20 protein-coding genes are annotated in these 21,302 nt (G+C 58.3%); 14 read left to right on the top strand and 6 right to left on the bottom strand.

The window, feature by feature from the left end; translation table 11 throughout:
• Positions 1-44: 44 nt before the first annotated feature.
• Positions 45-1,316 carry an acyl-CoA dehydrogenase family protein gene (locus DFR37_RS05640; RefSeq protein WP_113932242.1) on the bottom strand — a complete coding sequence of 424 codons (1,272 nt, stop codon included), beginning with the start codon at positions 1,314-1,316 and terminating at the stop codon, positions 45-47.
• A 322-nt stretch (positions 1,317-1,638) separates the two neighbouring features.
• On the opposite strand from DFR37_RS05640, the gene DFR37_RS05635 reads away from it, so the two are divergent.
• The 7 genes from DFR37_RS05635 to DFR37_RS05605 all read left to right on the top strand — a co-directional run bounded on the left by DFR37_RS05635 (position 1,639) and on the right by DFR37_RS05605 (position 7,484).
• The gene (locus DFR37_RS05635; RefSeq protein WP_113932241.1) at positions 1,639-2,196 is read left to right on the top strand and encodes a flavin reductase family protein; all 558 of its coding nucleotides are present in this window, start codon (positions 1,639-1,641) and stop codon (positions 2,194-2,196) included.
• A gap of 120 nt (positions 2,197-2,316) precedes the next feature.
• Positions 2,317-3,495, top strand: coding sequence for an ABC transporter substrate-binding protein (locus DFR37_RS05630; protein ID WP_113932240.1), 1,179 nt, complete (start codon positions 2,317-2,319; stop codon positions 3,493-3,495).
• A gap of 21 nt (positions 3,496-3,516) precedes the next feature.
• Positions 3,517-4,389 (top strand): branched-chain amino acid ABC transporter permease, encoded by an 873-nt coding sequence (locus DFR37_RS05625; RefSeq protein ID WP_113932239.1) that lies wholly within the window; start codon positions 3,517-3,519, stop codon positions 4,387-4,389.
• Positions 4,390-4,393: 4 nt separating this feature from the next.
• A complete protein-coding gene (locus DFR37_RS05620) occupies positions 4,394-5,428 on the top strand; it encodes a branched-chain amino acid ABC transporter permease (protein WP_113932238.1) in 1,035 nt (344 codons plus the stop codon).
• Entirely contained in the window at positions 5,421-6,191 is a 771-nt protein-coding gene (locus DFR37_RS05615; protein WP_113932237.1) for an ABC transporter ATP-binding protein, read from the top strand. The genes DFR37_RS05620 and DFR37_RS05615 overlap by 8 nt, the downstream gene beginning before the upstream one ends.
• Positions 6,184-6,873 (top strand): ABC transporter ATP-binding protein, encoded by a 690-nt coding sequence (locus tag DFR37_RS05610; protein WP_113932236.1) that lies wholly within the window; start codon positions 6,184-6,186, stop codon positions 6,871-6,873. The genes DFR37_RS05615 and DFR37_RS05610 overlap by 8 nt, the downstream gene beginning before the upstream one ends.
• A 143-nt stretch (positions 6,874-7,016) precedes the next feature.
• The gene (locus DFR37_RS05605) at positions 7,017-7,484 is read left to right on the top strand and encodes a MarR family winged helix-turn-helix transcriptional regulator (RefSeq protein ID WP_113932235.1); all 468 of its coding nucleotides are present in this window, start codon (positions 7,017-7,019) and stop codon (positions 7,482-7,484) included.
• Between the two features lie 66 nt (positions 7,485-7,550).
• Here the strand turns inward: DFR37_RS05605 and DFR37_RS05600 are convergent, their stop codons facing one another.
• The gene (locus DFR37_RS05600; protein ID WP_211317215.1) at positions 7,551-8,642 is read right to left on the bottom strand and encodes a tellurite resistance/C4-dicarboxylate transporter family protein; all 1,092 of its coding nucleotides are present in this window, start codon (positions 8,640-8,642) and stop codon (positions 7,551-7,553) included.
• Between the two features lie 157 nt (positions 8,643-8,799).
• On the opposite strand from DFR37_RS05600, the gene DFR37_RS05595 reads away from it, so the two are divergent.
• The 4 genes from DFR37_RS05595 to DFR37_RS05580 all read left to right on the top strand — a co-directional run bounded on the left by DFR37_RS05595 (position 8,800) and on the right by DFR37_RS05580 (position 14,131).
• Complete coding sequence (locus tag DFR37_RS05595) at positions 8,800-9,918, top strand: cupin domain-containing protein (protein WP_429866782.1); 1,119 nt, start codon at positions 8,800-8,802, stop codon at positions 9,916-9,918.
• A gap of 224 nt (positions 9,919-10,142) precedes the next feature.
• Positions 10,143-10,928 carry a 2Fe-2S iron-sulfur cluster-binding protein gene (locus DFR37_RS05590; protein ID WP_113932234.1) on the top strand — a complete coding sequence of 262 codons (786 nt, stop codon included), beginning with the start codon at positions 10,143-10,145 and terminating at the stop codon, positions 10,926-10,928.
• A complete protein-coding gene (locus DFR37_RS05585) occupies positions 10,929-11,918 on the top strand; it encodes an FAD binding domain-containing protein (protein WP_113932233.1) in 990 nt (329 codons plus the stop codon).
• Positions 11,915-14,131 carry a xanthine dehydrogenase family protein molybdopterin-binding subunit gene (locus tag DFR37_RS05580; protein WP_113932232.1) on the top strand — a complete coding sequence of 739 codons (2,217 nt, stop codon included), beginning with the start codon at positions 11,915-11,917 and terminating at the stop codon, positions 14,129-14,131. Before DFR37_RS05585 ends, DFR37_RS05580 begins: the two co-directional genes overlap by 4 nt.
• Positions 14,132-14,176: 45 nt before the next feature.
• Here DFR37_RS05580 and DFR37_RS05575 read toward each other — a convergent pair whose 3' ends face one another.
• Positions 14,177-14,665: a DUF2938 domain-containing protein gene (locus tag DFR37_RS05575; protein ID WP_113932231.1), complete on the bottom strand. Its 489-nt coding sequence runs from the start codon at positions 14,663-14,665 to the stop codon at positions 14,177-14,179.
• Between the two features lie 80 nt (positions 14,666-14,745).
• On the opposite strand from DFR37_RS05575, the gene DFR37_RS05570 reads away from it, so the two are divergent.
• From DFR37_RS05570 to DFR37_RS23530, 3 genes are all read left to right on the top strand, one after another.
• Positions 14,746-15,183: a helix-turn-helix domain-containing protein gene (locus tag DFR37_RS05570; RefSeq protein ID WP_113932230.1), complete on the top strand. Its 438-nt coding sequence runs from the start codon at positions 14,746-14,748 to the stop codon at positions 15,181-15,183.
• Between the two features lie 226 nt (positions 15,184-15,409).
• Positions 15,410-15,658: a type II toxin-antitoxin system CcdA family antitoxin gene (locus tag DFR37_RS05565; RefSeq protein WP_113932229.1), complete on the top strand. Its 249-nt coding sequence runs from the start codon at positions 15,410-15,412 to the stop codon at positions 15,656-15,658.
• A gap of 90 nt (positions 15,659-15,748) precedes the next feature.
• Positions 15,749-15,955, top strand: coding sequence for a CcdB family protein (locus DFR37_RS23530; protein ID WP_211317214.1), 207 nt, complete (start codon positions 15,749-15,751; stop codon positions 15,953-15,955).
• A gap of 151 nt (positions 15,956-16,106) precedes the next feature.
• Here the strand turns inward: DFR37_RS23530 and gyrB are convergent, their stop codons facing one another.
• The 3 genes from gyrB to dnaA all read right to left on the bottom strand — a co-directional run bounded on the left by gyrB (position 16,107) and on the right by dnaA (position 21,243).
• On the bottom strand, positions 16,107-18,557 hold the full coding sequence (gene gyrB / locus DFR37_RS05555; protein WP_113932228.1) for a DNA topoisomerase (ATP-hydrolyzing) subunit B: 2,451 nt from the start codon (positions 18,555-18,557) through the stop codon (positions 16,107-16,109).
• 161 nt (positions 18,558-18,718) lie between these two features.
• Positions 18,719-19,828, bottom strand: coding sequence for a DNA polymerase III subunit beta (gene dnaN, locus DFR37_RS05550; RefSeq protein WP_113932227.1), 1,110 nt, complete (start codon positions 19,826-19,828; stop codon positions 18,719-18,721).
• Between the two features lie 2 nt (positions 19,829-19,830).
• Positions 19,831-21,243, bottom strand: a complete 1,413-nt coding sequence (gene dnaA / locus DFR37_RS05545; protein WP_113932226.1) for a chromosomal replication initiator protein DnaA — start codon at positions 21,241-21,243, stop codon at positions 19,831-19,833.
• Positions 21,244-21,302 lie beyond the last annotated feature (59 nt).

Below are 21,302 nucleotides of genomic sequence, written 5' to 3'. Positions count from 1 at the left end.
ACAAACAATGCGTTGAAGGTGGCGCGGACCGCGCGCCATATAGTTCAGTACTGGCCACGCGGCTCCAGGCCCAGCAACTGCTGCCCGACCATGGAAGAAACCGCGTCCCAGTTCAGGCTGATGTGTTTGGCAATGGCATTGCCATCGCGCCAAAAGCGCTGAATGGATTGATCCAATGCCAATCCATTGCCGCCCACATTGGCAAACACTGCGTCTATGGCGTCCCTGGCCATGCGCGCCGCAAATGCATGGTCGCGCCGGTTGCGTATGCGCGTATCGACATCGATCTTGTGTCCGGCCGCCGCCATTTGCTCGACCTGCGCGGTATCGCGGTAAATCAGCAAACGCGCCGCGTCCAGCAACGCCATCGATTCGGCCAGGCGCGACTGCACCGGAAAGAATTCCCTTAACTTGCCGCCCCCGCCCGAAACAGCGCCGCGCGTTACGTGCGTCCCGGCGATCTGCATGAATTCGTCGATCGCTCCTTGCGCCGCGCCCAGGATGGGTGCAACCAGGCACACGGGCACCGCCGAAAGAAACGGTATGCGGTAAATAGGGTTGTCGTTGACCTGCGCGCCGGGGGGGTTGTTGGACGAGGCTTGGCCGAAGGTCAGCTTTCGATAAGCCGGCACGAACGCCGGCTTATCGATCCAGACCGTCTTGGAGCCGGTACCCGCCTGCCCCGCGGTAAACCAGTCGTCGTCCACAACCCAGTCTGTCCTGGGCACAAGCAAAAAGCCGGCATGCTTTTCAGGCGTCTCTTCATCCGGCGGGAAGAACACGCCAACCACGGCCCATTCGGAATTGTCTATATTGGATGCCCAGTGCCATTTGCCCGAGATGAGATATCCGCCATCGACCTTTTCGGCGTTTACCACCGGCGCATATGAGCCGCAGATGATGGCCTCTGGATTTTCTCCCCAGACATCGTCTTGCGCCTGCGCGGGAAAGGTCCCCACCAGCCATTGGTGTACAGCGCCCAAAGAGCATCCCCAGGCCGAAGAAGGGCAGCCGCGGGCAAGTTCACTGATGATGTCGATAAACGGCGTAAAGCCGTATTCATAGCCTCCGAACCTGGCCGGCTGCATTAATCGAAAAAAGCCCGCCTCGCGGAACATTTGCGTGGTCTCTTGCGAAACCCGGCGCGCAGCCTCGGTATTGCGCGCGTTTTCCTTCAGATGGCCGTTGGCCAGGTCACGGGCGCGGCCCAGCAAAGTTGCACATTCGGGGGCATGGGAAATTGACGTACGCCGTCCCGGCGCATCGAACCATGCCGCTTCGGGAGGTAGAAAACCGCAAGTTTCTGGATGGCCCATCGTTCGCCTCGGCTATTGAAAAGTGGTTGAAGCTATGCGATCAATCTATTCTATTTTATTTTTGTTTGCAAATAAAAATTGTGCCATAAGCTAGAAATTGCGCGTAAACCCTAGTCCCGAAAGCATATGAACAGGGGCCAAGTTCGCGTTTAATAGCTTGCATTATCTGCTGCTTACATGCCCACCCTCATTTATCAGGGCAAACCCCGAGATATAAACAGGTGTTAGTTTTTATGATTTGCTCTAAACTAAAAACAAGTTGCATTATCAATAATTTCTGACATCAAGTTTGGCCCGATTGACAACAATCCCGGAGAAAGAAATGATTCCAGCAACACAAGCGGCCGATGGCCGCAGCCGGTACCCGCGAATCGACGGCCATACAGACCTGTCCCACGACCCGCGTGACTTGCGCAATGCTTTAGGCAAGTTCGCAACTGGCGTGTGCGTTATCACTACTCGCGGCCCCGACGGCAAGCTCGAAGGGCTTACCGCAAACTCCTTTTGCTCGGTTTCGCTCGACCCGCCCATCGTCCTTTGGAGCCTAAGAAAAGACGCAGGCAGCCTGGCCACCTTTGAACGGGCATCGCACTTTTGCATCAATGTTCTGCATGCCCGCCAGGTCGAAATATCGCGGCATTTCTGCAGCCCCCAACTGAATAAATTCGAAGGCCTGACCGACGAATTCTTCGATGGCCTCGACGGCGTTCCCACCCTTAAAGACGCGCTGGCCACGTTCGAATGCGAACAAATCGAACACCACGGCGTCGGCGACCACATTGTCTTTTACGGTGCGGTAAAGCGCTACGCGTATTCGCAGGCCACGCCCTTGGCCTTCCACGCCGGAACCTACACCACCGTACAACCCTTGTCCGACTGACACGCGCCCGGCCGACTGGGCCGGACGCCTGAAGCCATTGGCAGTTCCTAGAAGCAAACTATTGGCAGTTCCGATAAAAGCAACAGAGACTTTGCAAAGTATCCACCCAAGGAGAGCAATATGTTCAAGGTAATAGCTACAGCAGTGGTAGGCCTGGCGTTGATGCAGGCTCCCGCCCATGCCGACGACACTATCAAGATCGGCTTTATCGCCAGCCTGTCCGGCAGCCAGGCAACACTGGGCCGCGACCTGCTTGACGGGTTCCAGCTGGGCGTCGATTCACTTGGCGGCAAGCTGGGCGGCGTTCCCGCAGAAGTGCTTGCCCGCGACGACCAGGGCAAGCCCGACGTAGGCGCCCAGGCGGCGCAAAAACTGGTCGAACGCGACCGCGTTCCCATCGTTACCGGCATCAACCTGTCGAATGTACTGCTGGCCGCTGTACCCAAAGTACTGGATGCGGACCGCATCTACCTCAGTATCAACGCCGGCCCATCCGAACTGGCGGGCAAGGGCTGTTCGCCGCATTTCTTCAACGTGGCGCACCAGAACGACACCGTGCCCGAGGCCATGGGACTGCATTTGAATCAGATAGGCGTCAAGAACCTGTACATCATGGCTCCCAACTTTGCCGCGGGCAAGGACATGGTGGCCGGCCTGAAGCGCACATACAAAGGCCAGGTGGCCGCCGAAATCTACACTCAGTTCGGGCAGCTGGACTATTCGGCCGAGCTGGCCAAATTGCGTAGCGTGAAACCCGACGCCTTGTTCGTGTTCTATCCCGGCGGCATGGGCGTCAATTTCTTCAAGCAGCTGGCCCAAGCGGGGCTGAAAGGCGAAATCCCCGTCTACACCGTCTTCTCCACCGACCAGGACACTTTACCGGGCATTGGCGACGCAGCGCTGGGCATAGAGTCCACGGCCTACTGGAGCGAACAGCTCGACAACCCATTGAATAAAAAATTCGTCGCCGACTTCGAGAAAACCTACAAAAGAATTCCGTCGCCGCGTGCAGCCATGGGATACGACGGAGCCCGCCTGATCGATGCGGCGCTGAAGCAGAACGGCGGCAAGTTCGTTTCCGCCGACTCCTTCGCCAAGGCGCTGCGCACAGTCGACTTCAAGTCCATACGCGGCGACTTCAAGTTCAACACCAATAACTTCCCGATCCAGGACCACTATCTGTTGAAGGTCGAAAAAGACGCACAAGGACGCCTGGTCAATACCGTCGTGAAGACCATTACAACGGCTTATGCGGACGCCTACGCGGGCCAATGCAAAATGGCTCACGCCAAGCCCTGACTCACACCCCGCACGAACGCCATGACTATATCCTTGTTCATCGAGCAGACGTTAAACGGCTTGCAGTTCGGCGTCATGCTGTTCCTGATCGCCGCGGGGTTCACGCTGGTGTTCGGCATCATGAACCTCGTGAACCTTGCGCATGGCTCCTTCTATATGATCGGAGCCTATCTGTTCGCCACCATCCTGCAAAGGGTGGGCGCGTTCTGGGTAAGCGTTCTGCTGGCCGTAATCCTTACCGGGTTCATCGGGGCGCTGCTCGAACGGGTGGCGCTCAAGCCGTTCTATCGGCGGCCGTACCTGGACCAGGTCCTGGCAACATTGGGGCTGATTCTTTTCTTCAACGAGCTGACCCGCATCATCTGGGGCCCCCAGCCGCTGAACGTCACCCTGCCCGGCGCGCTCAATTCTTCCATACCAGTCATCGCTGGCATTTCCTACCCGGTCATCCGGCTGGTCATCCTGGCAGTGGGCGTGCTGGTGGCACTGCTGCTGTACCTGATCATTGCCAAGACCCGCACCGGCATGCTGGTGCGGGCGGGCGCAAGCAACCGGACCTTTATCGGCGCGCTCGGAATCAACGTCAACTTTGTTTTCTCTTGCGCTTTCAGCGTCGGGGCGGCGCTGGCAGGGCTTGCCGGCGCGCTGGCGGCTCCGATCCTGGCCGTAGAGGCCGGAATGGGCGAAAGCGTGCTTATCTTTGCGCTAATCGTTGTCGTCATCGGCGGCATAGGCTCCTTTCGGGGCGCGTTTGCAGCAGCCATACTGGTCGGGCTTATCGACACATTCGGCCGCTTGCTGCTTCCGCCGCTGTTCGGCGATATTTCCGTTTATCTGCTGATGGCCGCCATTTTGTCGTGGCGTCCTCAAGGACTGTTTCCGGCCAATGGATAAATTAATGCAAATGCCATTTTTCAAGCCACTGAGCCGGTTCGCGGCGATTCCAAGAATCCCGCCGCAGGTTCTCGTTGCCGCAATCGCGCTCATGCTGGCGCTGTTCCCGGTCCTGGCGCATATTATCGACACCCCGTTCTATGTCACGCTGCTGACGCGCATCATGATCTTCGGCATTGTGGCGGTAAGCCTGGGATTCATCCTGGGCTTTGCCGGCCTCGTGTGTTTCGGCCAGGCGGCCTTTGCCGGTGTGGGCGCCTACGTCGTCCTCATCATGTCCGACCACGCCCTGAACGGCGTGCCGCTCATGACCTGGCCCTTCACCATTCAAAGCACCACCAGCGCCTTCATTACCTGGCCCGCGGCCATGCTCGTGTCCGCCCTGGTTGCGCTGGTCATCGGCCTGATCGCGCTGCGCACCCGCGGCGTTTATTTCATTATGCTGACGCTGGCGTTTGCGCAGATGATTTACTTTTTCTTCATCAATCTCGACGCCTATGGCGGCGAAGACGGCATGCGCCTGGCCGAACGGTCAAGCACCTCGGGGCTGCTCAATCTTAACGACCATGTCGTCTTTTACTATGTCACCTTCGTCATCCTGGCCTTGGTTTATATATTCCTGCGCCGCGCGGTGAACTCGCGCTTCGGCATGGTGTTGCGCGGCAGCCGGCAAAACGAAAGAAGGATGGCCGCCCTGGGCTATTCCAGCTTCAGGTATAAATTGACGGCATTCGTCATCGCGGGCGCCATAGCCGGCCTGGCCGGCGCGCTGATGATCAACCACGGCAAGTTCATCAGCCCGGCGTTCATGCACTGGGTCCGGTCCAGCGACATCATCGCCATGGTCGTCATAGGCGGAACCGGCAACCTGATGGGACCTGTACTGGGCGCTGCGGCCATCCTCGGGCTTGAAGACGTCCTGTCGGGCTATACCGAACATTGGCATCTTGTATACGGCCCGCTACTTCTTCTGGGCGTTCTGTTCGCGCGCCGTGGACTGTATGGCCTGCTTACCGGTCGCGGAGCGGACAATGACTGACCTGTTGCAAGTAGATAATCTGACCAAGCGTTTCGGCGGGCTGCTGGCCAGCAATGCGCTCAATCTGCGGGTCGCCAAAGGCGAAACCCACGCCCTGATCGGCCCCAACGGTGCGGGCAAGTCCACATTGATGAACCAGCTGTCCGGCGAAATCGCACCCACCGAAGGAAAAATCCGGTTCAAGGCGCAGGACATCACAGGGCTTCCGGTCTACGCGCGCACCGCGCTGGGTATCGCCCGGTCCTACCAGATGACCACCATATTCAATGGCTTTTCCGCACTGGAAAATGTCATGCTGGCAGTGCAGGCCCACCAGGGGCACAGCTTCCATTTCTGGTCGAACGCCCGCAAAGAGTCCTCGCTGCGATCGCCGGCGGCCGACCTGCTGGCCCGCGTCGGCCTGCAGTCGCGCGCCAACGTGCTGGCAAGCAACCTGGCTCACGGCGAACAACGGCAACTGGAAATCGCCATGGCGCTGGCTTCGGAACCCGAACTGCTGTTGCTGGATGAGCCGCTGGCCGGCATGGGCATAGAAGACAGCGCGCAAATCATCCAACTGCTTGAAACACTTAAACAGCATCACACCATCCTGCTTATCGAACACGATATGAACGCAATATTCAGCCTGGCCGACAGGGTGTCCGTCCTGGTGTACGGAACCGTAATAGCAACCGGCACCGTTGACGAGATCCGCGCCAACGCCGAAGTCCAGAAAGCCTACCTGGGCGCCAAGCAAGAAGAAAAAGGATTCCAGCATGCTTAGCGTCGAGAACCTGGAATCGGGCTACGGCAGCAGCCGCGTGCTGTTCGGCATCTCGCTGTCGATACAAAGCGGAGAGGTCGTCACCATGCTGGGGCGCAACGGCATGGGCAAGACCACTACCGTCCACACGCTGCTGGGCATCGTGCAGCCTACCGCCGGGCACATCAGCTTTCATGGGCAGCCCATAGCCGGGCTGCAGCCCTACCGCATTTGCCGGCTTGGCATCGGCCTGGTGCCGGAGGGCAGGCAGATCACACCCAACCTGACTGTCGAAGAAAACCTGGTGGCTACCGCGCGTGGCCCCGGCCCATGGGTTTTATCCGAGGTGTACCGGCTTTTTCCGCGCCTGAAAGAGCGCAGGCGTTTCATGGGAGCCCAATTATCGGGCGGCGAACAGCAAATGCTCGCAATCTCGCGCGCGCTTCTTACCAATCCGCGGCTGCTTATCCTTGACGAAGCCACCGAAGGACTGGCCCCGCTGATCCGCGAAGAAATATGGCGATGCATTTGGGAACTGAAAAAAAGAGGGCAATCCATCCTGATCATCGACAAGAACATCGATGCCCTGACTCAAATTGCCGACCGACACTACATCATTGAAAAAGGCCGGGTAATCTGGCAAGGAAGCAGCGCGCAGCTACAGGCTCATCCCGAGCTTAGTCAGCGGCACCTGGGCGTATAAAGGCAATATGGCTTTCCAACACAGTCCCAATACGGCGTGTCCATCCCGCGCAAAGCCGCATCCGGCCCGCGTCGGCCTTGAAGCCGGTAAACTTTGCCAAGGCCGAATATATTTGAAGATCACCCGCCAATGAAAGCTGAAAAATGAAAGCCGAGAGCCAGTTCAACCTAGACGACTATGCGCTTGAGAAAGCCGTACCCTACCTGCTGAACAGGGCCGGGGTGCGCATCGGCGAAACTTTTTCCCATGAGCTGGTCAAGTTCAACCTGACCTTGCCGATGTGGCGCGTCATTGCATCGCTGCTGCGCACAGACGCCCAGCGCATGACCCATCTTGCCGAATACACATCCATCGACATCTCGACCCTGTCCAGGCTGGTCGCTTCGATGGAAAAGAAAGGCTTGGTCATAAGAAAGCCGGGGGAAACGGACAAGCGCTCGGTCAACGTCATGCTACAAGAGGCAGGAAAAGACCTGGCCGTCCGCATCGCCCCCTTGGCCGACCTTTACGAAAGAATTGCCCTGGCAAATATCTCGCCAAACGAAGTCGTAATGCTCAAGCGGCTGCTCGTGAAAATTTATAACAACATCGCCTCGTTGGGATCCCGCTAAGGCGGTCTTCCATGGCCGGCATGTCCACCGCAAGAACCGGCAAAGAAGCCGTGCATGCGCCAGCACTCAAAGCCAAGGGCTGCGTCGCAGCCGGCGCGCTGCAGTTACGACCCATGCCGCAAAAGTAAGCGCCCAGGCCGCCAGCGCCAGATATAGAAATACCGTGGCGATGGGCCGTAGAAAATCGAGCCCCAGCGCCGCGCCCACTTGATGCGTGCTGGCCGCGTACATGCCCAAAGGAAAGACCGCACCCCAATAAAGGGCGTCGTACTTCAAGGGAAAATGCTTGTAGCCATGGCGCCATAACTCCAGCACAACCAGCATGGGTATCCACCAAGTGCCGGTGGCCCAGAACAAAACAGTAAAGCCCTTGAGGAATCCCGCAAATTCCGTCAAATAGGGCACCTGGGCGGCAAGGGTGATCAAAGAAGTCCCCGTCAATGCCGAAATCGCCATCGCGCCCATATTGATCCAGTAGGGCGGCACCAGGTCGGCCGGAGCGAAACGAAAAAACATATCCCGATAAAAAATCAGCGCGGCCATCCAGATATACAACATGCCGCCCCACAGCCACATCGTCAGCGAAAAAAAGGCCAGCCCGTCTTTATAGGCCGCGCCGGCTTGCGGCACCAGCAGAATCGTCAGCGATGCCAGCGCCTGGGTCGCCACCACCGCCAGCAGCCAGCCGCCGTGAATGCCCCTTCTGATGGACGGCTTGCTTGTCTTGATGATGAGCGCCACAAAAACGGTATAGGTAAGCCCACACCACAAAAGCAGCGATACTGCCCATAAAGCCCAGCCCATGATTTCGTTGGCGGCCAGCCCAAGAAACTGCTCGCCCAGAATGCACGACGCGGCCACCATAGTAAAAAAGCCCCATGCCCGCACGTGGTCGAACAGGTCGCTGAAAAAACGCTGCGAATAACACACCGCCCGAACGAGCGTCAGCACCCACAAACCTGCATACAGAACGACATTCAGCCCGAACAAGGCTTGCGCTAAAGACGCCATGCCCATCATGTCCGCCGCCAGTGAAACGATTCCCGTCGCCATGACCACGCCGAAATAAGCGGGCGACATGGCCGCAAGCGCGCTGGCCTTTCCAGGACGAAGCCCTGAATGCACCGCCGAACGGCGACCAGAAAATCGCAGGCTCATCGAACACGCCTATATGGAATATTTATGGATGATAATAATCCACAATAGCTAAAGTATTTAAGCCCTTATCAGGAATCGGCAAGGTAGAATCGTATTACTGTCCGCCTCTGGCTCGGCTGCCGCAAGGCCTGAGCCTTCTTTGAAAGGAAGCTGCATTATGACGACTGCAACCCCCACCTCCGATCTTCCCGTGGCCGGGCAAACTCCCGCTCACAATGTCATGGCTCCGGAAGACACCCCAGAACTGCGCCAGCTTTACGCCGATTTCGAGTCGCTGCACCTGATGCCGCTATGGACCCAACTGGGTTCGCTGATGCCCGTGCATCCGGCGCCGCAGGCCCTGCCCCATGTCTGGAAATGGTCCCAGCTTTACCCCTTGGCCAAGCGCTCGGGTGACCTCGTTCCAGTAGGCCGCGGCGGCGAACGCCGTGCCATCGGGCTCGCCAATCCCGGCCTTGGCGGCCAGCCCTATATCAGCCCCACCTTGTGGGCTGCCATTCAATACCTCGGCCCCAAAGAAACCGCCCCCGAACACCGGCACGCACAAAACGCGTTTCGTTTCGTGGTTGAAGGCGAAGGCGTCTGGACCGTCGTCAGCGGCGACCCCGTACGCATGAGCCGCGGCGACCTCCTGCTTACCCCGGGCTGGAACTTCCACGGCCACCAAAACGTAACCGACCACCCCATGGCCTGGATCGACGGGCTCGACATCCCATTTTCGTACCAGAATGATGTCGGCTTCTTTGAATTCGGCTCTGAAAAGCTTTCCGACGAAACCACGCCCGACTATTCGCGCGGCGAGCGCCTGTGGTGCCACCCCGGCCTGCGCCCCCTGTCGGGCCTGCAAAACACACCCAGTTCGCCCATAGGCGCATACCGCTGGGAATACACCGACCGTGCGCTTACCGAACAACTGCGGCTTGAAGCCGAAGGCCATCCCGGCACGGTCGAACCGGGCCACGCCGCCGTGCGCTATATCAACCCGACCACGGGCGGGGATGTCATGTCCACCATCCGCTGCGAATTCCACCGTATCCGCGCCGGCGCAGCCACCGCCACCCGCCGCGAAGTCGGTTCCACAGTCTTTCAAGTCTTCGAAGGCCGCGGTTCCATCGTCCTGGGCGGCATCGAGCACAAGCTCGACATCGGCGACATGTTCGTCATTCCGTCCTGGGTGTCCTGGTCGCTGCAGGCCGAAACGCAATTCGACCTGTTCCGCTTCTCCGACGCGCCCATCATGGAACGCCTGAATTTCGCACGCACGCAAATCGGTTAAACCACAGACTCGCTGTACGCCTGCTAGGCAGGCGCAACACCGTTACCGGCCCATTGAGGAATCGCTCAATGGGCCGTTTCTTTTGCGCAGAACGCCTCCCCAGCTTCGCGCCATATTCAACGGCCGGCAACCGCCTTTGCCCTCAGGCGTAATTTCCTTCGGCACCGCACTTGCTGACGAAACGAATCCGTCATTCATTGCGTCCGCCTTGAGGGTTCATCACCATGCAGCATAAAGCGCCCCGCCAGACTTGGCCCTTCTATCCCGCAAAATTCCCGCCTTCACCCCAGGAGGCCAGCTCTCTGGATCCATCCCGGCGCCGGTTCCTGCAATCCACCGCCGCGGCTGCCGCCGTCTCTGTCGCGCCCTTATCTGCCAATGCGGGCGCACAAGGATCGCCCGGCGCCGCCGCCGGCGTATCGGCCGCGCTGGACCGGGTCGCAGCATCCGCAAATGGCTCCGCGCCATTGCCTGCCCCAGGCAGCGCCTTGCAGCCCGTCCGGCTGACGCTGAACGGCCGGCCCTTCGACCTTCTTCTTGAGGCCCGCACGACCCTGCTCGACGCGCTGCGCGAGCATGCAGGTCTGACGGGCACTAAAAAGGGCTGCGATCGCGGCCAGTGCGGCGCCTGTACCGTCATTGCCAACGGCCGGCGCATCAATGCCTGTCTGACGCTTGCCGTCATGCACGCCGGCGAGGCCATCACGACGGTTGAAGGGCTGTCGTCAAATCAAATCCCTAGCCCGCTGCAACAGGCCTTCATCGAGAACGACGCCTTCCAGTGCGGCTTCTGCACACCCGGCCAACTGTGTTCGGCCACCGCACTGATCGACGAATTCCAGGCCGGCGAAGCCAGCGCGGCAACGGGCGACGTACGCCAACGGCCAACCCAGCTAAGCGACTCGGAGGTCCGTGAACGCATGAGCGGCAATATCTGCCGATGCGGCGCTTATCCCAATATCGTTGCCGCCATCCAGTCCGTGGCCGGCCAAAAAACCGGGGGGCGTTGAATGCAGACCGTCACTTACGAACGCACAAGCGACGTAGACGCCGCACTAAGCGCGGGCCGGCAGCCGGACGCCGCCTACATAGGCGGCGGCACAAACCTGCTGGACTTGATGAAAGGCGGCGTAGCGGCACCACGTGCGCTGATCGACATCAACCACGTCGAAGGATTGAACAGCATTACAGAGCTACCGGGAGGCGGCCTGCGAATCGGCGCGGCCGTGCCCAACAGCGACGCCGCCAACCATCCCATGGTGCGCGCGCACTACCCGCTTTTGTCGCAAGCCATCCTGGCGGGCGCCAGCGCCCAGTTGCGCAATATGGCAACCATGGGCGGCAACCTGATGCAACGCACGCGCTGCTATTATTTCTACGACACGGCCTTTCCCCATTGCAACAAGCGCGTGCCCGGCAGCGGCTGCGCGGCGATCGAAGGCAACAATCGGATCCATGCAATCCTGGGCGCCAGCAGCCAATGCATTGCCACCAATCCGTCCGACATGAACGTCGCCATGGCGGCGCTGGACGCCGTGATTCGGGTGGCCGGCCCTCAAGGCGAGCGCACGATTCCGATCGAACAGTTCCATCGCCTGCCGGGCGAACATCCCGAACGGGATACCACGCTCGAGCCCGGCGAATTGATTACAGCCATCGACTTGCCTGCGCCGATTTTTGCCGAGCATGCGCACTATTTGAAGATTCGCGATCGTGCGAGCTACGCCTTTGCCCTGGTATCTGTGGGCGTCGGCTTGCAGATAGATAACGGTACTGTACAAACCATCCACATCGCCCTGGGCGGCGTGGCCCACAAGCCGTGGCGCGCAACAGCGACGGAACAGATGCTTACCGGCAAAGCTCTGTCGACCAACGCGTTAAGAGACGCCGCGGCACTTGCCACGCAAGGCGCCAAAGCATACTCGGGTAATGAATTCAAAATTGCACTGGCGCAACGCGCCATCGTGCGGGCGGTTTCCATTGCAGGAGGTGCCGCATGACTGTTTTAGGACAACCGGTAGACCGCACCGACGGGCTGGCCAAAGTTACCGGCCAGGCGAAATATTCCGCCGACTACACCGAACCGAAACTGGCGCATGCCGTTCTTGTCACCAGCACCATAGCCAAGGGAAGGATCGTCTCCATCGATGCTGGTTCGGTCGAATCAATGCCAGGCGTGGTGTTGGTAATGACTCATCAAACCGCAATGCGTCTTCCTGATGGCGGCGTCACAGATGCCGAACCGCCAGCCGTTCGCGTGTTGACTCTATTACAGGACGATCGGGTCCGCTACAACAACGAACCGGTCGCCGTCGTGGTTGCCGAAACGCTGGAAGCCGCAACCGAAGGCGCGCACCGGCTGCAAAAAACAATCCGCTACGAAGCCGCCGAACCGAACGTCAGCTTTAATAAGACGAAAAGCAGCGCCTACGAGCCCGAACAAATGATGGGTCGCCAGGCCAGCTCCAGCCGAGGCGACATCTCCGCCGCCTTGCGGCAAGGGACTGCTCATCTGGACGCGGTCTACACCACTCCTTATGAACATCACAACCCCATGGAGCCGCATGCCACGCTGGCGCACTGGGACGGGCCGGATTTGACGCTGCACGACAGCACGCAAGGCGTATCCGGCGTCAGCAACGCCGTGGCCAAGGTGCTGGGCATTCGGGCTGAACAAGTACGTGTGATCTGCCCCTTTGTCGGCGGCGGCTTCGGCTGCAAGGGCTCAACCTGGTCGCATACGGTGCTGGCCGCCATGGCGGCCAAGCAAACCGGGCGCCCGGTACGGCTGGTATTACAGCGGCCGCAGATGTTCGGCATGGTGGGCAACCGGCCCTGCACCGACCAGCATTTCCAAATTTTCGCGCAAACAGACGGCACGCTGAACGGCATGCGGCACGACGTGATCTCGCCCACCTCGACATTCGAAGACTGGACCGAAACTTCAGCGCTCATAACCCGCAAACTGTATGCAGTCCCCAACCAGGCCACATCGCACAAACTGGTCAAACTGGATCTTGGCACACCCACCTTCATGCGCGCTCCCGGCGAGACCAGCGGCTCGTTCGCGCTGGAATCGGCCATGGACGAGATGGCGTATATGCTTGACATGGACCCGCTGGCGTTGCGGATCAAAAATTACGCAGAAACCGAGCCTCAGGACAACAAGCCCTGGTCAAGCAAATACCTGAACGATTGCTACCGCATCGGCGCGGAGAAATTCGGCTGGTCGCGCCGCACTGCGCAAACACGCTCAATGCGCCAGGGCAATGTACTGGTCGGCTATGGCGTGGCCACCGCCACCTATCCCGCCAACCGCAGCCAGGCCTCGGCGATCGCGCGCGTTCTTGCCGACGGCACGGCCATGGCCGCATCCGGCACGCAAGACCTGGGCACCGGCACTTTCACCGTGATGACGCAAGTGGCCGCCGACGCGTTGGGATTCCCTCTGGACAAAGTGCATTTCCAACTGGGAGACAGCTCACTGCCGCATGCGCCCGTATCCGGCGGATCACAGTCGGTGGCAAGCGTCTCGCCCGCAGTGCGCGAAGCCGCAACGCAGGCACGCGCCAAGTTGATTGCCTTGGCGATCGCCGATTCCGCGTCGCCCTTGAGCGGCGCCACTGCGGACCGGGTCAAGGTGGAAGGCGGATGGCTGATCGACCGTACCGATGCATCGCGGCGCGAACCCGCCGCGGCGCTCATTGCCCGCAACGGCGGCAAACCCATCGAAGCCACGGCAAGCGCTGAACCGGGCGACGAGAAGAAAAACTACGCCTTTCACTCGTTCGGCGCCGTCTTCGCCGAAGTGCACGTGGACGCCGACCTTGGCACCATCAGCGTGGCGAAAGTCGTGGCCGTCTACGATGTCGGAAACGTACTCAACGCCAAGACCGCGCATAGCCAGCTCATGGGTGGGGTAGTGTGGGGCATCGGTTCGGCGCTGACCGAAGTCAGCGACCTGGACCTGCGCTACGGCCGCTATTCCAACGGCAATCTGGCCGAATACCACGTACCCGTCAACGCCGATATCCAGGCGATCGATATCACCGTGCTGGACCATGGCGACCCCTACATCAACGAACTGGGCGCCCGCGGTATCGGCGAAATCGGCATTACCGGAGTCGCCGGAGCGATTGCCAATGCGGTCTTCCACGCCACCGGCATCCGCGTCCGCGACCTGCCCATAACCTTGGACAAAGTCATGGCTTAAAGAAAAGCAGCCTTGCATCGGGCCGTCCAGACCCATTGCCATTCTCTATAAGCCGCTTAAAAAGAATGCAGACAAGTAGAGGCCCACACCAAAAATCGTATGATTGGCCAAACTGCGAAGGCAGTTCCTCAACGGTGTCGGCGTTTTGGTTGATGCGAACCCCGCGCCCATGGCTGGCTGCATGATGCACAGCGGCGCCAGCACCGTGCACACACCCACGGCTACGGCAGGCAGCGGCGTCGGGTTCAGCGCCCATGACGCCCCTTGAATCGCCAGCAACAGAGCAGCAAACGCAATGCCGATTGCATAATGCGTGAACCAGCCCAATGCCAGCTCCCCCGATATGGGTTCCGCCTTGCCGATAGCTGCGTGCGCCAGCCTTCCGCGCATCAAATGCCCAACCCAGCGGCCCACAAGCGCAAAATTCATCGACGGCATGCCCATGCGTTTAAGAAAGACAAGCCACAAGTCCATGACCGCGGTAGCGCCAATGCCGATGAATACAGCCCCGAAAGTTAGTTGCAATAACGTCATAAGATGCCTCTTTGGTTGACTCGCGAAGTATTCGAGGACACTATAGAAGTTGAAGTCAACTTCAAGTCAAGGGGCTTTTGATGGACATTTCAGAAGTAACCAAGCGCGCTGGGCTGCCCGCTTCCACGCTGCGTTATTACGAAAAACGGGGCCTCATAGCGTCCGTCGGCCCGCAAGGAGCACGACGCCGCTTCGCCCCCGGGGTACTGGACCAGCTGGCGCTGATTGCACTGGGTCAGGCGGCGGGCCTTTCCCTGGACGAGATCCAGTCCATGCTCTCGCCCGCCGGCCCACCAAACATCGACCGCCGATTGCTTTCCGCGAAGGCGGACGAGATAGACGCAACCATCAAGCAGCTCAGGGCCGTAAGCCGCGGGCTACGGCATGCAGCCGCATGCCCCGCGCCCAGCCATGCCGAATGCCCGACATTTCAGGGGTTGCTCCAGGCGGCGGCATCGGGAGCGTTGGATCGGCAGAGGTTGGGGCGCAAGTTGAGGCCAACGGGCGCAGGCAGCTAGCTGCCACCGGCGGTGCCCCAAGATTAAGAACAATCAGAGCGGCAAGCCGCTCATAGAAGCGACTCAAAATACCTCGCATCCTCGGTCCGGAGAAATCCCTAGAAGCGACGTATATTGAAGGGTAAAGGACCATGGCTCTGGATAGTCAAGTAGTAAATTTACAGTTCATGTTATGAAATATGCGCATCCATGGCACTATTGATTATATTGAAAAAGGAGTCGACTTATGCCCTCGCTAAGTAGTTCCCAAAGCGCCCCCAAACGGGCGACCAACGTGACCCTAACGGAAAGCCTGCTCTCCGAAGCTAAGGCACTGCACATCAATATTTCACAGGCTGCTGAGGCAGGAGTGGCCCTAGCCATTAAGCGCAAGCGTACAGAACTCTGGCTGAAGGAAAATAAAGAGGCTATTGATAGCTCTAACGCTTTCGTCGAAGAGCACGGTCTGCCCCTAGCAAAGTACAGAATGTTCTGATGAGCCGATTTAACGTCTACCCTAATCCTTCAGGCTCCGGGTATCTCGTCAATGTCCAAGCAGACTTGATGCACCCGTTTAACTCGTATCGTGATTCCGCTGCTGCCTCTTGCCGAAGCGCCAAAGCCCGCAAAGACGCTCAACCCCTTGTTTAATATAGAAGGCATCGAGTACTCAATGGTGACCCAATACTTAGCTGCGGTCCCCGTCAAGGACCTCAAAGTCGCGATATTCAATATTCAAAATCGTCACGATGATATCGTAGCCGCAATAGACTTCTTGTTTCACGGATTCTAGTAACGTCGTTCCCAAAAAATAGATACCTATTACCAAAAACACAAGGCTCATAAATTTTGCAATTTATGAGCCTATGCTTTTGCGTTCATCAAGAACGATATGTCATCTCAACGCTGGTTCGTTGGCCAGCTTATCAAATGGCCCAACAAACTTAAATATCAATATTCCCCGCTTGCAGCGCATGCTGTTCAATAAACGCCCGGCGCGGCTCCACATGGTCGCCCATTAGCGTTGTGAAGATTTCATCGGCGGCGATGGCGTCTTCGATTTGCACGCGCAGCAAGCGGCGCACGGTGGGATCCATGGTGGTTTCCCACAACTGGCTGGGGTTCATTTCGCCCAGGCCTTTGTAGCGCTGCTTGCTGACACTGCGCTCGGCTTCGCTACGCAGCCATTGGATGACCTCGCGGAAATCGCCGACCAGCTTCTCCTTGCGCTTGTCGCCCTCGCCGCGCACAACCTTGGCACCGGCGCCAAGCATGCCGACGAAGGTCTTGGCCGCCTTGGCCAAGACAGCGTAGTCAGCGCCGCGCACGAATGCGCGGTCGAAAATACTGACCCGTATATTGCCGTGGTGCATGCGACGTACAACCAGACGCCAAATGGTGTCTTCGTCGTTGGACTCGACTTCGACCGAGACCGTATGCGGCAGCTTGGGATCTTCGATGGCGGCTTGCAAACGCTGGGCCGACGCGGCGGCGTGGTCGGCGCTGTCAAGATTGATTTCAACGCCTTCGGCCATGGCCGAGAGCGAGTCCAGGTCGGTGTAGCGCGACAGGCGGTTGATGACGGTGTCGGCCAGAATATACTGGCGCGCAAGTTCGCCCAGGGCATCGCCCTCGATGGCGTTCGCACCTTCGCGGGGGAACAGCTTGGCATCTTTCAGCGCAAGCTGCATCATGAACTGGGCTTCTTCCTGGTCGTCTTTCAGGTAACGTTCGTCGCGGCCTACCTTGACCTTGTACAGCGGCGGCTGGGCAATATAAATATAGCCGCGCTCCAGCAGCTCGGGCATTTGGCGATAAAACAGCGTAAGCAGCAAAGTACGGATGTGCGCGCCGTCAACGTCGGCGTCGGTCATGATAATGATGCGGTGATAGCGCAATTTATCGATGTTGAAATCCGGGCCGATGCTGGTACCCAATGCGGTAATCAAGGTGGTGATCTGTTCGCTGGCGATAAGGCGGTCGAAACGCGCTTTTTCCACATTGAGCACTTTGCCGCGCAAAGGCAAAATAGCCTGGAACTTGCGGTCGCGGCCTTGCTTGGCCGAGCCGCCGGCCGAGTCGCCCTCGACGATGTAAATTTCGCTGAGCGCAGGATCTTTTTCCTGGCAGTCGGCCAGCTTGCCAGGCAAGCCGGCGCCTTCCAGTATGCTTTTACGGCGCGTCATTTCGCGCGCCCTGCGTGCGGCGTCACGCGCTCGCGCAGCGTCGATGATTTTGTTGCACAACGCTTTTGCGTCGACCGGGTTTTCCAGCAACCAGGTTTCCAGGGTACGCGCCACAGCCTCTTCCACGGCCGGACGCACTTCGCTGGAAACCAGCTTGTCTTTGGTTTGGCTGCTGAACTTGGGGTCGGGCACCTTCACCGACAACACGCAGGCCAGGCCTTCGCGCATGTCGTCGCCGGTGGTGTCGACCTTGGCTTTCTTCGCCAACTCGTTATCGGTGATGTATTTATTAAGAACGCGCGTCATGGCGGCGCGCAGGCCCGTCAGGTGGGTGCCGCCGTCGCGCTGGGGAATATTGTTGGTAAAGCACAGGACCGTTTCGGTGTAGGCATCGTTCCATTGCATGGCCACGTCAACGCCGATGGCCGTTTCGTTGACGACGGATTCGGTACTGACAGAAAATACATTGGGGTGCAGCACCGTTTTGGTACGGTTGATGTATTCGACAAAGCCTTTGACCCCACCCGAAAAAGCGAAGTTTTCTTCTTTGTCCTGGCGCTCGTCGATAAGACGGATCTTTACGCCGTTGTTCAGGAAAGAGAGCTCGCGCAGGCGCTTGGCCAGGATCTCGTAGTGATATTCGATGTTCTCGAAAATCTCTGGGTCGGCCAGGAACTGCACCCGCGTTCCGTGCTGGTCGGTGTCGCCGGTAATGCCTAACGGCTGTACCCGTTCGCCACGGTTGAACTCCATTTCGTGTGCGTGGCCATTGCGCCAGATGGTCAAGCGCAGCCACTCGGACAGCGCGTTGACGCACGACACGCCAACACCGTGCAGGCCGCCGGAAACCTTGTACGAGTTATGGTCGAACTTGCCGCCGGCATGCAGTTCGGTCATGACGATCTCGGCCGCACTGCGCCCGAATTCGTCGTCTTTGTGGATGGCCGTAGGTATGCCTCGGCCGTTATCGCTTACAGAAATACTGTTGTCCGAATGAATCGTGACAACAATATCGTCGCAATAACCGGCTAGCGCTTCATCGATAGCATTGTCGACAACCTCGAACACCATGTGGTGAAGTCCGGTCCCGTCCGATGTGTCGCCAATGTACATGCCCGGGCGTTTACGTACGGCCTCGAGCCCTTTGAGCATCTTGATGGAATCGGCACCGTATCCGGTATCGACGGTATTCGCGGTTTGATCTGACATGACTAATTTAAAACCCTATAAAAGCTGTGTGACGAATAAATCGGCCGCACGCAAACAGCGCGCCGGACCGGCCTATTCGGCATGAATCCCAAGCAGATTAATGCGCATCGACATGACCACACATTTGAACGCAACACGCCTTTGTATTGTTCATATCCAGGCTAGATGCGCATCGGCATGACGACATACTTGAACTGCTCGTCGTCGGGCGAAGTAATAAGCGCCGAAGCATTGACATCGGGCTGGACGGCCCATTTGATTGTTTCGGTCTTGACGTTGGCCAGCACATCCAGCAAATAGCCAACGTTAAAACCTACGTCCAGCGGCTCGTGGCCGTAATCGATATCCAGCTCTTCCAGCGCCTCTTCCTGCTCGGCGTTGGTTGACGAGATCTTGAGCAGATGGTCGGACAACTGGATGCGTACGCCCTTGAGCTTGTCGGTGGTAAGAATGGCGGCCCGCTGCAAGCTGCCTTGCAGGGCTTCGCGATTGATTTCGAAAAAGCGCGTGTAGTTGTTGGGGATCACGCGGGTGAAATCGGGGAATTTACCCTCGACCAGCTTAGAGACCAGCTCGACGTCGCCAAAGCGAAAACGGATCTGGCCGGGCGCGACGTCAATGGCCACGGGGTCGTCGGAGTCGGCCAGCAGGCGCTGAATTTCAAGTACTGTTTTACGCGGCACGATGACATCGTGCTTTTCTGTAATGCCCTCGACAGTGGTGCCGCTGTGTGCCAGGCGATGACCGTCGGTGGCCACCGCGCGCACAAAGCCGGGCTCGAACACGAACAACAGCCCGTTCAAGTAGTAGCGAATGTCTTGCTGCGCCATGGCGAAGTGCACCATATTGAACAAGTGCTTAAGCGTTTTTTGCGGCAACGACAGGGAGACATCCCATTTCTCGGGTTGCGACAAAGTGGGGAATTCGGCCGCGCCCAGCGTTTGCAGGTTGAAACGGCTTTTTCCGGACTGCACGGTGAGCTTGCCGCTGACCTGGGACAGCGTTACATCGCCCACTTCGGGCAAGGCACGCAAGATGTCAAGCAACTTGCGCGCGGCAACCGTTGTGGACTCGTTCGAGTCGCCTACGCCGAACTCGGCATGGGTCGTGATCTGGACTTCAAGGTCGGTGGCAATAAACGCAACGTTATTGCCTTCTTTGCGCAGCAGAATATTGGCCAAAATAGGCAACGTATTTCTTCTTTCGACAATTCCCGCCACCGTTGACAACGGTTTCAACAATGCATCGCGAGTCGTTTGTACGAGTTGCATGGTTATCCTTTTAAGGTTTGTTCTAATACATGTAAAGCGTGATTAAGCTCGGTTTGCTTGGACCGTGCATCGGAAATTTTGCGTACCGCGTGCAACACCGTAGTGTGGTCGCGCCCCCCAAACAAATCTCCGATTTCAGGCAGGCTTTTTTGCGTCAGCTCTTTGGCCAGATACATGGCCACCTGCCTGGGTAATGCTATGTTGGCAGGCCGACGTTTCGAATACATGTCGGCCACCTTGATCTTGTAGAAGTCGGCCACCGTCTTTTGAATGTTCTCGACGGTAATCTGCCCATTGGACACCGACAGCAAATCCTTCAGGGCGTCTTTGCAGACTTCCACAGTAAGGACTTCGCGGCCGTGAAAGCGCGCATAAGCCGATACTTTGCGCAACGCGCCCTCGAGTTCGCGCACGTTGCTGCGAAGATGCTTGGCAATAAAAAACGCCACCTCTTCAGGCATGGTCACGCCTTCGGTTTCAGCCTTGCGCAGCAAAATGGCAACCCGCATTTCCAGTTCGGGCGGCTCGATGGCAACCGTCAGCCCCGAGTCGAAACGCGAAATGAGCCGGCTGTCGATATTGGCCAATTCCTTGGGATAGGTATCGGACGTAATAATGATTTGCTTGCGCTGCGCCACCATGGCTTCGAAGGCGTAGAAAAACTCTTCCTGCGTACGGTTTTTTCCGGCAAAAAACTGGATGTCGTCTATCAGCAATAAATCAAGCGAATGATAATAACGCTTGAATTCGTCGAACGCCTTGCGCTGGTACGCCTTGACCACATCGGACACATACTGGTCGGCATGCACATAGCGCACGCGGGTTCCATTGCCATTGGCCAGCAACGCATTGCCGATAGCGTGAATAAGATGGGTTTTGCCCAAGCCGACGCCGCCGTACAAAAACAAAGGGTTATACGAAACCCCTGGATTCTCGGCCACCTGCAGTGCCGCCGCACGCGCAAGCTGATTGGCTTTACCGGTAACGAAGTTCTCGAAGGTTAGGTCGGTGTTCAGGCGCGAACGGTCGTGCGCGGCTTCGGCCGTAGCGGCATTGACGGCCGTCGACGGCATGGCGGGAACCTGAACCGGCGCCTGCCCTTGTGGCACAACATTGTTGGTTGGGGTTGCCACGGCGGCAGCGGCGCGCGCAACCGGCGCGGGCCGACTGGACGCCGCCAGCTCGAAAGATACCTGCACCGGGCGTTTAAACCATTCGGACGCCAAGTTTTCTATTTGGTGCGAAAAATTCTTGCGCACCCAGTCTAGCTTGAATCGATTGGGAGCAGACACGCGCAGCACAGCCTGCGCTTCATCGAACGCGAGCGGAACCAAGGGCCTTATCCAGGCGCTTATTTGCTGAGGAGGAAGTTCTTGCTCGAGCCGATGAATGCAAGTCTGCCAAAATTCGTTCATGTCCACCACTTCTGTAAACCTCGATTCTACCTTGTTGAGCGGCAAGTTATCCACAAGCC

This window comes from Eoetvoesiella caeni (genome assembly GCF_003315175.1).
Taxonomy (GTDB): domain Bacteria; phylum Pseudomonadota; class Gammaproteobacteria; order Burkholderiales; family Burkholderiaceae_B; genus Eoetvoesia; species Eoetvoesia caeni.
This window is presented reverse-complemented; position numbering and strand designations above follow the sequence as displayed.